The sequence below is a fragment of the Clostridium fessum genome (assembly GCF_027698965.1).
GTDB classification, from domain to species: domain Bacteria; phylum Bacillota; class Clostridia; order Lachnospirales; family Lachnospiraceae; genus Otoolea; species Otoolea fessa.
Genome location: NZ_JAQEQF010000002.1, coordinates 321,119 through 334,724, shown reverse-complemented (window position 1 = coordinate 334,724; position 13,606 = coordinate 321,119). Strand labels below are relative to the sequence as shown.

Here is a 13,606-nt window from a genome sequence, read left to right as displayed (position 1 = left end):
ATCACCTATGCCCAGAACCAAAGGTAGCAAAAACCGTCCCAAAATCAATACCACCAAAGACTACGCATCCCAGATCGCAGAGAAGCAGGAGACTGTTGCATCTCTAAATACTGAGATCGCTTCCATCACCGCTAACATTGACACTTTGAAGGCTGATTTGAAGGAGAAGAAGACTGCTTTGAAGAAGGCCGAAAAAGAAGTGGCATCCCTGGAAGCGAAGAAGGCAAAGGCAGATGCTAAGGCTGCTGAAGAAGCTAAGAAGGCTGAAGCCGAGAGTGTGGTTAAGAGATTATTAGCCAGCGGTATGAGCGCTGATGAGATTCTGGAAAAACTGAAATAAAACAAGAATCCAAGAGAAAATAAATGCCGTGTGAGGAACACAGGCTCCTCCGGGAGCTGGAAAGCGCACACGGTTTTTTTGAAGGTCGCTATATAGTTTATAACGGAAATAAAAGAAATGGAGTGTGACATAAAATGAATTTATCAAAAATACATCATATTGCAATCATCGTATCTGACTACGAAGCAGCTAAGGATTTCTATGTGAACAAGCTGGGATTCTCTGTCATCAGAGAAAACTATCGCCCAGAGCGTAAAGACTGGAAGCTGGATCTGCGTGTTAACGAACACATAGAGCTGGAGATTTTTGCAGAAGAAAACCCGCCGAAGCGTGTGAACCGCCCGGAGGCCTGTGGGCTGCGTCACTTTGCATTTTGTGTGGAGAGCGTGGAGCAGACAGTGAATGAGTTGGCAGAGGTAGGAATTGAATGTGAGCCAATTCGTGTGGATGATTACACCGGCAAGAAGATGACTTTCTTCCATGACCCGGACGGACTGCCGTTGGAGCTGCATGAGTAAAATGAAGAAAACAAGAAAACCAGGCGGTGGCCGGAAGAAGTTGAAGCCAGAGTACGATGCTGGGAAAAATCTGAAAGAGCAGATGGAAAGTGCTGTGGCACTTTATGATTCTCAGATGTCCTTGCAGGCCATCGGCGAAGAACTGGGATTAAATCCAATCAAAGTAAGAAAGCTGCTCATCACGGCCGGTGTGTATGAATCTGAAGTGGCGGAGAAGGTGCAAGCTACCTTTCAAGAATACCGTGAAACACAAGACTACAAAACCTCCATACTCTCAACTGCAAACACTCTGAAACTTTCCAAAGCCTCCGTCACCTCGTACCTGCCATATCGGAAAGGTGTGTACTTCCCAAGCACAGCAGAAAAAGGGAAGATCAGTGTCGGAGCAGAGCGGCAGCGGAGATACAGAGCAATGAAGCGGTGGAGGGGTGATCCGACAGAAGAAAACTTCTGGGGCATGGTTGTGTCCTATGCCGGGGTAGGATTTAAAACATACTCTGGATTGCCATTCTCTTACGAAATTAAAAAAGGCAGGAACGGTGAGTACACAAAAGAGCTGTGGATCGACCGCCAGGAGAAGAGTAAAAGTCTAGCGTGGAGTTCAGTGCTGCTGGCGCTGAAGAATATTAAAGGAGAAGTGGTAGACCGCCCGAAAGCTCTGGGCGATATCCGGGGCGTGACTTACATTTATGGGATATTCTATCGGTTCGGGCTGATCGATGTGCCGGATGAAGTAAAGGAGAAGATGGGGCATCCGAAAAACCGCAAAAAATAGGTTGCTATGTACAGAAGTCTACGGTAATATGTGCCATAACTGGGGATGTGAATCTCAGTTGGGAAGGATGGTAGCATTATAGAAAAATTGAAGAAAATGCTGGAGGAGTATTTGAGGAAAACGGAACCAGAGTATTATCCGCCAGTGGAGAATCTGCTTGATCTGATCTACGAACATTACACGGAGAATAATCCAGTAGAGAAAAACACAGTTGCCGGGAAAACCGCAAAGGTCAAGGAAAAGGAACTGGAAGAGTGGCTGCGTGGCTTGGAAGGTATGAATAGGCTCGTAGATGACTATGTCGGAGATAAAGATTCCCCTCTGGGAGAAGATTATGGACCGGCAGGGAACAGTGTGCTGTGCATGGGAGAAGACTGCTTTTGAGGAAGGTCTGAAAGTCGGGATACGGCTTATGATGGAAGTATATAGTTTGTAACGGAAATAAAAAGAACTTCTGGAGTTCAAAAAAGCCCTCGCTGTGTGTGATACACATTGGGGCGCTGGTCAGTTATTATCTTCTGCCCGTATTCTGAGCAATTCCTCTATTTCATTTTTATTCGTCAAGTGCACCGATGCCGGTACAAAGCAATGTTGACGGAGCAAAGTTCGCGGCGTTCATCGATGCGGCCGTGGCAGACGAGTTGGGGAAGAGAGAAGATGACCTGTCAAAAGCGGGTGTGACCATGTTGGGGAATGTGGATGGAAAGAGCATGTTGGAGCAGATGAGTCCCCAGTTTTTGGAGTTCGTGCTGGATGCGTATCGGAGTTTGAAATACAGAAAATAAAAACGAGAAAGGCGTTGATAATTTCTGAGAAATAGAGTATAATGAACTTGATGGAAAATAAAAACGTGAAATCCGTTTTTGAAAGGGAGAGTGGTACATGAAAATACTTCGTATTACAGCACAAGGGCTTCCGTTGTTTAAGGAAGACATGGATATTTGCTTTTACACTCAGCAGCGTGTGAGTGAAGATGACAGGAATAATCTGTATAATCTGATTGACAACTATTACCTTCATTCTGCATGTGCGTTTATTGGAATCAATGCTTCTGGCAAAACCTCTGTGCTGAAAGTCATAAATTTAGCACTGAACATTATAAAGAATGAGCCAATCAATCATGTGGAGGCAAAAACCATTCTTGGAGGGTCAGAGAAAGCTGCGATTCGCACATACTTTTATGATAAGCGCAAATATATCTGCTGTCTTGAAACCGTGATTACAGCGAAAAAGGTAAAGACAGGCGAGTATGTGTATTCAATCTTGTCTGAAAGACTATGGGAAAAGCCGATTGCAGGCGTTAAGTCGAAAAAATATTTGACGGATTTCGATGGAATAGAGCCTGTTGACACACGTAATAGTAATGAAGCTTACCTTTCAGATGATGTCAGCTTTATTATCGCTCATAATAAAAAGGTAAATGACACCGTTGAGGTGTTTAGCCTTCTTTCATATACGAATGTGAATGTTTTGCCTTTTACAGAAGATATTCCGCTGGAAGTAATTACTTTTCTTGATCCGACTATCGAGAAGCTATGTTTTGAGCAGGCGGAAGGAAAAACATTTATTCATCTGAAATTTAGAGATGAAGATGAGATTATCTTGAATAATGCGGTAGATCTTGAGCAGTATTTGTCTTTTGGTACAATTAAGGGCATTATTACATTTTCGATGGTGAAAGAGGTTCTTCAATCTGGAGGATACCTTCTGGTAGATGAAATTGAAAATCATTTTAATAAAGAAATTGTAACGACTCTGATGCGTTTCTTCATGGATAGCCGACTTAACAAGAGAGGCGGAACGCTGATTTTTACAACGCATTATCCGGAACTGCTGGATGAATATGACCGAAATGATGGAATTTGTATCGTAAGAAATCGAAATGGCATTACAGTGGAAAACTTGAGCTATATTCTAAAGCGCAATGACATTAAGAAGAGCGATGCATATCAAAGCGGATTTCTGGAAGGAACAACTCCAGCGTATGAAGCATATATGCGTTTGAAGAAAAATCTGGCCGCTTCAATTAAATAAGGGGGCGGTAGGATGAAGTTAGCACCATATATAGCGTGTGTATGTGAAGGATCAGCAGAAGCTGCAATTATTGATGTTCTAGTGGATAATAATCTTTTGATTTTTACAAGAGAAGATATGCTTGAAGAAAATGTTATTCGCTGCAGGAGTGCTAAGACATTTGAGGAACGCTTCTTACGTAAAGGATTTAAAGATCAGATTTCTGTTATAAGGATTCTTGACTCTCGGAGAGAAGAGTTTAGGCTTAGCAAAGCCTATGAGAAGAAGGTTGATGTGATCAATGTTATTACTGCTCCGGAGATAGAGATGCTGATTATTCATAGCGAAGGAGCTTATGAGCGATTTAAGCGTTCAGGAAAGAAAACGAGTGAATTCTGTAAATCAGATCTTCGTATGCATAATGTGAAATCGTATGATTTTGTAAAAGATTATTTTAGTAATCCACTGACATTAGTTAATGCAATAAAAGAGTACCGTAGAACCGCAAATATTCCTAAAGGTGAATATAGTTTATCAGATCTGTTAAAATAAAGATTTGCCCACTGGTGTACCGTGTAAATCCTACATAGTACGCTGGTGGGCTTCTTTTTTTGCCTCATCCCGCATGAACCACAGACAGCACCCCGGCATGCTCCGAAGTGCAGTTGTGGCTTATGCGGGTTTTTGTGTTATGTGGTCAACGGGTTACAAAATCATACTCCCAATCCGTATAAAATCGCTTTCAGTTCCTTTACCATTCGGGTGAGAATCTCCTGCTCAAGTGTGTTGCAGTCCAAAAGCAGACGGTGAATCTCGGAATCGGCAGTGGAAGCCGAGTGTGTCAGACTGTCTACGAGAAGGTCGTCTGCTGATATGCCGAGAAGGTTGGCAACTCTGATTTATTTCGTACCAAAAATCCGATCCCCTGCATCCCCCAGACCTGGGCAGATGTAAGCGTTTTCGTTCAGGCAGCGATCTACATGACCGACATAGATCTGGACATCCGGATGTGCCTCATGAAGTCTCTTTAATCCTTCCGGAGCAGCGATGATTGCCATGAATTTGATGTTCTTTCCGCCGCGTGCTTTGATAAAGTCGATTGCCTCCACTGCGGAACCGCCGGTTGCCAGCATCGGGTCGGTGACAACGATGGTACGCAGTTCGATCGGGGTTGGCAGCTTGCAGTAGTATTCGTGCGGCTCATGGGTTGTCTCGTCGCGGTAGAGTCCGATGTGACCAACCTTTGCGGACGGAACGAGTGCCAGAATACCATTTACCATACCGAGACCGGCACGTAAGATCGGGACAACGGCAAGTTTTTTACCAGCCAGCATCGGAGTGCTGCAGGTTTCGATCGGAGTTTCTACTTCCTGATCCTCCAGCGGAAGATCGCGCAGCGCTTCATAGCCCATCAGCATCGCAATCTCGTCGATCAGGGAACGGAATTCATTGGTTCCGGTGTTTTTGTTGCGGAGAATGGAGATCTTGTGCTGAATTAACGGGTGGTCGAGAATTGTTACATTTTTCATATTCATAACCTGCCTTTTCTTGAATTTTGATGATGAACGTTTTTCGTAACGGTGCATAGCGCAGACCGCTTGCGAGTTTTGTGCTATCTTCATGCCGTCATTTCCTAAAATCTGTATACATATATGAAATGTATCGCCCTGATGGCATATTTTCCTTAATTATACACCGAATTGTACAGATTGAACAGTCTGTTTTATGATGTATTTTGATAATGTAAGTTTTGATGTGACTGTTCACGGGTAGGCACTTTTGGAACCGAAAGTGCCGTAAGAAAACGTGGTGGCAGCAGGAATTTGCCGTATTTAAATGCGAAGCCACGGCAAATTCCGTTACTGGGCACGTATGCGTGAACAGTAACGCGGTTTGTCGTGAAGTAGTGCAGAGCATTTGCAAAAGAATGCAGGTGCTTTTATATGTTTATTAGAACAAAAAATAATACCTGTGCTATATATAAGTAATACTTCTGAAAACAATTCAATAAATCTAACTGGAAATGAAAAAAGAATGTGGTAAAATATAAAGTAGTGAATTATTGCACCACAATGAAGGAGGAAGCTTTGCCATTATGAAGACTGTATCGATAGCAGAGGAACTGAAAAACAATTCTTATCCGGGACGCGGAATTATCATTGGACGGACGCCGGACGGAAAGAAGGCGGTTACGGCGTACTTTATCATGGGAAGAAGCGAGAACAGCCGCAACCGTGTGTTTGTAGAAGAAGGTGAGGGCATCCGCACACAGGCATTTGACCCGGCGAAGCTGGAAGATCCGAGCCTGATTATCTATGCACCGGTCCGTGTGCTGGGAAATAAAACGATCGTGACCAACGGCGATCAGACGGATACGATTTATGAGGGAATGGACCGTCAGATGACCTTTGAGCAGTCCCTCAGAAGCCGCGAGTTCGAGCCGGATGCGCCGAACTACACGCCTCGTATTTCCGGTATCCTGCATATCGAGGATGGCGGTTACAACTATGCGATGTCGATTCTGAAATCCAACGACGGCAATCCGGATTCCTGCCATCGTTATACATATGCGTATGAGAATCCGGTTGCAGGCGAGGGACATTTCATCCACACCTATATGCACGACGGCAATCCGCTTCCGAGCTTCGAGGGCGAGCCGAAAAAGATCGAGATTCCGGACAGCCTGGATGAGTTTGCAGCGACACTCTGGGAGAATCTGAACCCGGATAATAAGGTATCTCTATTTGTGCGCTATATTGATATTGCGACCAGAGAAACGCAGACGAAGATCATTAATAAAAATAAGTAGGAACAGACTGGAAAATAGTTAAAAAAAGTCAAAAACCGTCTGAAAATGAAAACAGGTCAGAAACAAAATTGTTTATCTCAGTCGAGAAGACTCCCACCTCTTCAGGTGGTGAGTAATAGCAAGTTTGTCTCAGTGGGAGTCCATTCTTCGACTGAGATAAACGCTCCGCGAGGATGCGCAGTGATTCTGTAAAGAATATGTCAGCTTCGCTGACCAGAATCACGCGCCAAGTCTCACGGACGTTCGACTTGAAACAGCATTTGAATCATGCGTTTAAATGGGTATACAGGAGGAATGAAGATGAACGAACTTGAGTTAAAATATGGATGCAACCCGAACCAGAAACCGTCCCGCATTTTTATGGCGGACGGCAGTGAGCTTCCAATCAAGGTACTTTGCGGCAAACCGGGATATATCAATTTCCTGGATGCGTTCAATGGCTGGCAGCTGGTAAGAGAACTGAAAGAGGCAACTGGGCTTCCGGCGGCAACTTCTTTTAAGCACGTTTCGCCGGCAGGTGCAGCGGTAGGACTTCCGTTAGACGAGACGATGCGTAAGATTTACTGGGTCGATGATATGGGAGACTTATCTCCGCTTGCGTGTGCATATGCCAGAGCACGAGGTGCAGACCGCATGTCTTCCTTCGGCGATTTTATTTCTTTGTCGGATGTCTGTGATGCAGATACGGCGCGCATCATCAAGAGAGAGGTATCGGATGGCGTGATTGCTCCGGGATATACCAAGGAGGCGCTGGAGATTCTGGAATCAAAGAAAAATGGCAAGTACAATGTCATTGAAATCGATCCGGATTATGTACCGGCTCCGGTGGAGCGCAAACAGGTATTTGGCGTGACCTTTGAGCAGGGTAGAAATAATCTGACAATCAACCGTGAGCTGCTGGAGAATATCGTGACTGAGAATAAAGAGCTGCCGGATAACGCGAAGATCGACATGATCGTATCTTTGATTACCCTGAAATATACACAGTCCAACTCTGTCTGCTACGTGAAGGATGGACAGGCGATCGGTATCGGCGCAGGTCAGCAGTCCCGTGTACATTGTACCCGTCTGGCAGGTCAGAAAGCCGACAACTGGTATCTGCGCCAATCTCCGCAGGTGTTAAATCTTCAGTTTGTGGATGGAATCAAGCGTGCAGACCGCGACAATGCGATCGATGTTTATATCGGAGAAGAATATATGGATGTGCTGGAAGAGGGCGCATGGCAGAAAACTTTCAAGGTAAAACCGCCGGTATTTACCCGTGAGGAAAAACGCGCATGGCTGGACGGCATGAAGGGTGTAACCATTGGTTCTGATGCATTCTTCCCATTTGGCGACAACATTGAGCGCGCGCACAAGAGCGGCGTTCAGTACATCGCACAGCCGGGCGGATCGGTTCGTGATGACAATGTAATCGAGGTTTGCAATAAATATGGCATTGTAATGGCATTTACGGGAATTCGTCTGTTCCATCATTAATGAAAAAGGGCGTGTGAAAAAACTCTCGTTTTTTTTCACACGCCCTTTTTATTTCGAAATAAAGTGGCTATGATTTCTTATATTTTGCCTCATAATCCCGCAGGCTTACAAGCGCTTCTTTCGACATCGGAATCAGCGCGATCAGGTTGAAGACGGTCATCAGACCGACACCGACATCACCGAGATCCCAGACAAAGGTGTAGGCGGTCAGTCCGCCGACAAACATCATGATCAGGGCGAGAATCTTGTACGCCGTCTGGGCGGCCCAGGTGTCTCCGAAGAGGTAGCTCACATTGGAGCGGGCGTAGAAGAGGATGCCGATGAAGGTAGTGAAACTGAACAGCCACAGGATTACGGCTATGAAAATGACGCCTAATTCCCCGAAATGCCAGCTCATCGCCGCCTGCAGCAGATCCATGCCCTCCAGACCGGAGATTTTATCAGCCGGGACCAGCAGCATGATCATGGCTGTACAGGTGCAGAGAAGCGTGTCGATGAAAACGCCCATCGCTTGCATCAGTCCGACTTTGGCAGGATGGGAGGTTTCTGCCGTCGCTGCCGCACACGGGGCGGAACCGCTTCCTGCTTCATTGGAGAAAAGTCCCCGTTTGACACCGTTCATCAATACGGCGCCGAAGCCGCCTGCGATTGCCTGGCGCAGACCGAGTGCTTCCTCAAAAACGCGGGCAAAAACGCCTGGAAGCTGGCGGAAGTTCACGATAATTAAAAACAGGGTCAGGATAATGTAAATGCCTGCCATGATCGGAACCAGCAGATCCAGAACCCTGACGGAGGCATTTTTCCGAAGAACGATGACTGCCGCAAGGAGAACTAAAAACAAGCATGAGTAGATCGGCGGGATGCCGAATGCATTCTTAAAAGAAGAGGTCACGGAATTACTGATGACCTGGCTGATACCGAACCAGCAGATCAGACCGGAGAGCGCAAACAGTACGGAGAGAAGATTTTTCTTCGAAACCGACGTTCCCTGTTTCTGGCGTTTGCTGTTGATCCAGTCGTGAATGTAGTAAGCAGGACCGCCGCGGTAACCGCCGTAGAGCGGATCCGGCTGTTTGTGAAGCTGGGCTAAGGTCGCCTCGATGAAAGCGGTTGCCGAACCAAGCAGCGCGGTTACCCACATCCAGAACAACGCACCGGCGCCTCCGGCGGAGAGAGCGGCAACGATACCGACAAGATTTCCCATACCAACGCGGGTCGCAGTTGACACGATCAGTGCCTGGAGTGCGGAGAGAGAGCCACCTTTGTGTCCGGTTTCGGCCTTTTCCAGCAGCGCGCGCAGCATATCCGGAAGCATTCGGATCTGCAGGAACCGCGTCTGGATAGTACAGAAGATACCGGTCGGGACGAGCAGAAGAACCAGAAGTGGCAGGTTGATGGTTGTTCCGCCAGGAAGCGGCAGATGAATCCAGTCACCCCAGAGGAAATAGTAGGTTTTTTCGATTAAATTGATAATTGTGTTCATGTTTTCACCTCAAAATTTTATATAGTAAAGGTGCGCCAGCAGGTGCTTGACGCTTGATTGAAAGATAGTTATAATGAGTGGCAGGGAGTTTTCAGACTCTCAGTATCATAGGAAAAGGAGAATTCATATGCAGTACGCAATTGCACATTTAGATCCGAATGAGGACAATCCTTCCATGGAAGAGAATCCATGCATTAATGTTGATTTTGAAAACGAAGAGGAATCATGTCTGGAAGCTGCAACCATGATGATGGATGAAGGTTACAAGATGGTAACTCCATTTTTCATTGAGGACGGCGGCAAAGCGGGCACATACTCCTGGGAGTATGTCAATGCCCATCTGGTTGTCCGTACCAAATAATGTTTCACGTTGTTGTTTAAAACTGTATTGTTTTAAAGTGTGTGAGACTTAAAATGCCGGAAAGAGAAGATCTTTCCGGTTTTTTATATTTACATGTTAGCTGTCCTTGCACATTTATAATAACTATTTCTTGAATATGTAATTAAATCTACTTATTTATATTCCGTATTGTACCGCACAGTTGAGGAAAGTGCAAGGGGAAAATGAGGGATTGTTACTGGAATTTTAAATAAAGATAAATAGTAATAAGTTGAAAGTCGGGTGTAAATCTCCTATAATGGACAGAAGAATCTTCAGGCAGAAAATGGCATACAGGGAGGCAGATGGAGACGGAAAAGAAACAGACAGATGAAAAAAAGGAACTTCGAACCGGATTTACGACCGGAACCTGCGCGGCGGCGTGTACGCGGGCGGCGGTGTTGTTTCTCTGCACAGGGGAAGCACCTGCGGCGGCAGAGACAGTGACACCTTCCGGCGTCCGGGCGATTCTGCCGATTGTCCGGGCAGAGCGGGAGGAAGATAGCGCAGTATGCGGTGTACAGAAGGACTCCGGTGACGATCCGGATGTGACGAATGGGACATTGGTTTGTGCACGGGCCGTCCTGGCTTGTCATGATAGCATAACTGAAAGCGGTTACACAGACCCGGCGTATCCGGGAATTGAGGTAACCGGCGGCGAGGGCATCGGCATGGTGACGCGGGACGGTCTTTCGTGTCCGGTGGGGCATTACGCGATCAACCCGGTACCGCGGACGGCTATTTTCCGGGAGGCGGCTCTGGCACGCCGGGAGGCGGGCATGCCGGAGTTACCTTTGCGGATTGAGATTTCTATCCCTGCCGGGCGGGAGCTGGCGGAGAAAACGTTTAACCCGCATCTGGGGATCATCGGTGGTATCTCGGTGCTTGGAACAACTGGGATTGTGAACCCGATGAGTGAGGCAGCATTGGTTGAGACGATCCGGCTGGATATCCGGGTGCACGCTCAGGAGGATGTTTCGCTGCTGGCAGTGGCGCCAGGCAATTATGGAGAACGATTTTTAAAAGAAGAAACCGGGCTTTCGATGGAAAATTTCATCAAGTGCAGTAATTTTATCGGGACCAGCTTTAAAATGCTTTCACAGGAAGGAATTCACCAGGCGCTTTTGGCAGGGCATGTTGGAAAACTGGTCAAAGTGGCAGGTGGTGTGATGAATACACATTCCCGGTATGGTGACAGGCGGATGGAGATTTTGTCTGCATGCGCGCGGACCGTTGGATTTCCGGAGGCAGATGCCCTGCTGCCGATGAATACGACTGAGGAAGCGGCAGATTTCCTATATGAACATGGATATCTGAAACAGGTCATGGAGCAGGTGGCGAATCAGGTCAAAGCGGTATTGGAAGAAGAGAGCGGCGTTCAGACAGAGGTAATGCTATTTTCGAACAATTATGGACTGATGGCGCGGACAGCTGGGGCGGATGCGTATGTGCGGGAGCTGCTGGAGATGGAGAGAGGCGTGGAAGAAGATATTAAATATTAAAATTAATAAGATATAGAAATATCTCTATGAAAAAAAGTCTTCCGTGTTTTATATATGCTAAACATGGAAGTAATGATAGATAGAATAATCGTAAATTACGAAAAGTTGAGATTCGAATATTAAATAAAAAAGGAGAAATCACATATATGGTATATTTCGTCGGAGCTGGTTCGGGAGCGCCAGATTTAATCACAGTGCGGGGAGCACGCCTTTTGAATCAGGCAGACCAGATTATTTACGCAGGTTCTCTGGTCAATCCAGAGCTTTTGGATTATAAAAAAGAATCAGCCGTTGTCTATGACAGTGCGAAAATGACGCTGGAAGAAGTGGTCGAAAAGATCCAAGAAGCGGAATCGACGGGTAAGATGACGGTACGGCTTCACACGGGCGACCCCTGCGTGTATGGTGCGATCCGGGAACAGATGGACGAGCTGGACAAGTTAAATATCTCTTATAAGGTATGCCCGGGCGTCAGCTCTTTCTGCGGCGCGGCATCTGCATTGAATCTGGAATATACCTTGCCGGGCGTTTCGCAGAGCGTGATTATCACCCGGATGGCGGGGCGGACGCCGGTGCCGGAGAGGGAGAGCATCGCGTCGTTTGCAGCGCATCATGCGACTATGGTTATATTTTTAAGCACGGGAATGCTGAAGAAGCTTTCGGAAGAGCTGATAAAGGGCGGATATGAGGCGGACACGCCGGCGGCGATCGTGTACAAAGCGACCTGGCCGGATGAAAAGCGGGTTGTCTGCACGGTTGCCACGCTTGCAGAGGCGGCAGAGCGGGAAAATATCAAAAAAACAGCTCTGATTATCGTCGGGGATGTGACTGCCCAGGCGGGATACGAGCGTTCACGTTTATATGCGCCAGAATTCACAACTGAATTCCGTCAGGGGACGGATGGTTTTGTATATGAGTAATAGAAAGGGATTGTTATAAATGGAGCAGTTGAAACTTCGGGTCAGGAACGGTATCTGCATTTGCTTTACTGCACAGGGAAAAGAGACGGCGACGCGCCTGCTGGAGAAATTAAGCCAGCAGATGGAAGAGGCGTTTGACTTTTTAGATTATACAGGATCCGAACATTCGAAACCGCTGAAACAGGTGGTCAAGGAAGCATTTCAGGAGAAGGAAGCAATTTTGTTTGTCGGGGCGGCGGGGATTGCAGTCCGTTTGATTGCGCCGTGGGTGCAGGATAAGCTGAAAGATCCGGCGGTGCTGGTGATCGATGAGCAGGGACGTTATGCGATCCCGATTTTGTCTGGACATGTGGGCGGATGCAATGAACTGGCAGAGGCAGCGGCGCAGATTCTGGGGGCAGAACCGGTAATTACGACGGCAACGGATCTGCGGCAGGCATTTGCAGTTGATGTATTTGCAGCGGAAAATGAGCTGGTGATTAGTGATCGGGAACTGGCGAAACAAATCTCCGCGGCGGAGCTGCGCGGTGAAAAAATTGGCTTTTTCAGTGATTATCCAGTAGATGGAATCGTTCCGGCAGAGATTACTCCGGGCGTATGGCAGAAGGAAAACATCTATGTGACGCTGAAACAGGGCGGATGCCCGAAAAATGCCCCAGCGTCTCTGGTGCGCCGGGATATGGTGATTGGGCTGCAGGAGAAGAAGGAACAGCGGGATGCAGTCAAAGCAGCGGCGGTAGTGGCAGTGGAAACCGGCGATTCGGCGAAGGCGGCTGAGATAGATATGTCTGTCGGAAAATCCGATATAGGATCGCCTGGGCAGAAAAGTGAGCAGAAGAAAGAGCAAAGTTATGAGTCGGAAAATGAATCAGGTACGCCGGAACTTCTGCGCCTGTATCCGCGAACGGTTGTTCTTGGAATGGGATGCCGCCGGGATTCGTCCCTGAATGCTGTCCGGGAGATGGCAAGAGTGGCACTTTCTCGGGCGATGATTGATAAAAGTGCGGTGCGGGCGATTGCAACGGTAGATCGGAAGAAAAATGAGATGGCATTTCTGGCGCTTGCGAAGGAGTGGGATGTGGAACTGTGGAGTTTTACCCCGGAAGAGCTGGAAAGTGCCGGTACGAAGTTTGCAGAATCGCCGTTTGTGCGGAAGACAGTAGGGGTAGGAAATGTTTGTGAGCGTGCAGCCGTCATGGGGGTGCGCCGGATTTACCGGGAACGGGAGATGGATGAGAAAAATCTGCCTGCGATTGATCTGAGAGTACAGAAAATGGCGTTTAACGGTGTGACGGCAGCAGTAGCGGTTCCGGCATCGGAGCAAGTAAGGAGGCAGCAGTGGAAGAAAAAAAATTATACGTGATCGGAATTGGACCGGGGGCGAGAGA

The 13,606-nt window shown here is 47.3% G+C and carries 15 protein-coding genes; 13 read left to right on the top strand and 2 right to left on the bottom strand.

Annotated features, from left to right (window positions below):
- The first annotated feature begins 7 nt into the window (after window positions 1-7).
- From PG862_RS04210 to PG862_RS04180, 7 genes are all read left to right on the top strand, one after another.
- Window positions 8-340 (top strand): hypothetical protein, encoded by a 333-nt coding sequence (locus tag PG862_RS04210; protein ID WP_270706617.1) that lies wholly within the window; start codon window positions 8-10, stop codon window positions 338-340.
- 134 nt (window positions 341-474) lie between these two features.
- A complete protein-coding gene (gene gloA2 / locus PG862_RS04205; RefSeq protein ID WP_118490802.1) occupies window positions 475-858 on the top strand; it encodes an SMU1112c/YaeR family gloxylase I-like metalloprotein in 384 nt (127 codons plus the stop codon).
- A 1-nt stretch (window position 859) separates the two neighbouring features.
- Window positions 860-1,633 (top strand): hypothetical protein, encoded by a 774-nt coding sequence (locus tag PG862_RS04200; RefSeq protein WP_270706615.1) that lies wholly within the window; start codon window positions 860-862, stop codon window positions 1,631-1,633.
- 111 nt (window positions 1,634-1,744) lie between these two features.
- Complete coding sequence (locus PG862_RS04195; protein WP_147353135.1) at window positions 1,745-2,017, top strand: hypothetical protein; 273 nt, start codon at window positions 1,745-1,747, stop codon at window positions 2,015-2,017.
- Between the two features lie 188 nt (window positions 2,018-2,205).
- The gene (locus PG862_RS04190; RefSeq protein WP_118637182.1) at window positions 2,206-2,418 is read left to right on the top strand and encodes a hypothetical protein; all 213 of its coding nucleotides are present in this window, start codon (window positions 2,206-2,208) and stop codon (window positions 2,416-2,418) included.
- A 97-nt stretch (window positions 2,419-2,515) separates the two neighbouring features.
- Window positions 2,516-3,667 (top strand): AAA family ATPase, encoded by a 1,152-nt coding sequence (locus PG862_RS04185; RefSeq protein ID WP_270706614.1) that lies wholly within the window; start codon window positions 2,516-2,518, stop codon window positions 3,665-3,667.
- Between the two features lie 12 nt (window positions 3,668-3,679).
- Window positions 3,680-4,198, top strand: a complete 519-nt coding sequence (locus PG862_RS04180; RefSeq protein ID WP_270706613.1) for a hypothetical protein — start codon at window positions 3,680-3,682, stop codon at window positions 4,196-4,198.
- Window positions 4,199-4,545: 347 nt separating this feature from the next.
- Here PG862_RS04180 and upp read toward each other — a convergent pair whose 3' ends face one another.
- Window positions 4,546-5,175: a uracil phosphoribosyltransferase gene (gene upp / locus PG862_RS04175; RefSeq protein ID WP_270706612.1), complete on the bottom strand. Its 630-nt coding sequence runs from the start codon at window positions 5,173-5,175 to the stop codon at window positions 4,546-4,548.
- A 566-nt stretch (window positions 5,176-5,741) separates the two neighbouring features.
- Between upp and PG862_RS04170 the strand changes: the two genes are divergently transcribed.
- A complete protein-coding gene (locus PG862_RS04170; protein ID WP_270706611.1) occupies window positions 5,742-6,455 on the top strand; it encodes an IMP cyclohydrolase in 714 nt (237 codons plus the stop codon).
- 300 nt (window positions 6,456-6,755) lie between these two features.
- Window positions 6,756-7,934: a phosphoribosylaminoimidazolecarboxamide formyltransferase gene (locus PG862_RS04165; RefSeq protein WP_022358717.1), complete on the top strand. Its 1,179-nt coding sequence runs from the start codon at window positions 6,756-6,758 to the stop codon at window positions 7,932-7,934.
- Between the two features lie 67 nt (window positions 7,935-8,001).
- Here PG862_RS04165 and PG862_RS04160 read toward each other — a convergent pair whose 3' ends face one another.
- Window positions 8,002-9,417 carry an alanine/glycine:cation symporter family protein gene (locus PG862_RS04160; RefSeq protein WP_270706610.1) on the bottom strand — a complete coding sequence of 472 codons (1,416 nt, stop codon included), beginning with the start codon at window positions 9,415-9,417 and terminating at the stop codon, window positions 8,002-8,004.
- Between the two features lie 127 nt (window positions 9,418-9,544).
- Between PG862_RS04160 and PG862_RS04155 the strand changes: the two genes are divergently transcribed.
- The 4 genes from PG862_RS04155 to PG862_RS04140 all read left to right on the top strand — a co-directional run bounded on the left by PG862_RS04155 (window position 9,545) and on the right by PG862_RS04140 (window position 13,581).
- A complete protein-coding gene (locus PG862_RS04155; protein ID WP_022358715.1) occupies window positions 9,545-9,778 on the top strand; it encodes a hypothetical protein in 234 nt (77 codons plus the stop codon).
- Window positions 9,779-10,101: 323 nt separating this feature from the next.
- On the top strand, window positions 10,102-11,298 hold the full coding sequence (cbiD, locus tag PG862_RS04150; RefSeq protein WP_270706609.1) for a cobalt-precorrin-5B (C(1))-methyltransferase CbiD: 1,197 nt from the start codon (window positions 10,102-10,104) through the stop codon (window positions 11,296-11,298).
- 146 nt (window positions 11,299-11,444) lie between these two features.
- Complete coding sequence (gene cobM, locus PG862_RS04145; protein ID WP_022358712.1) at window positions 11,445-12,218, top strand: precorrin-4 C(11)-methyltransferase; 774 nt, start codon at window positions 11,445-11,447, stop codon at window positions 12,216-12,218.
- 19 nt (window positions 12,219-12,237) lie between these two features.
- On the top strand, window positions 12,238-13,581 hold the full coding sequence (locus tag PG862_RS04140; RefSeq protein ID WP_106999979.1) for a cobalt-precorrin 5A hydrolase: 1,344 nt from the start codon (window positions 12,238-12,240) through the stop codon (window positions 13,579-13,581).
- Window positions 13,582-13,606 lie beyond the last annotated feature (25 nt).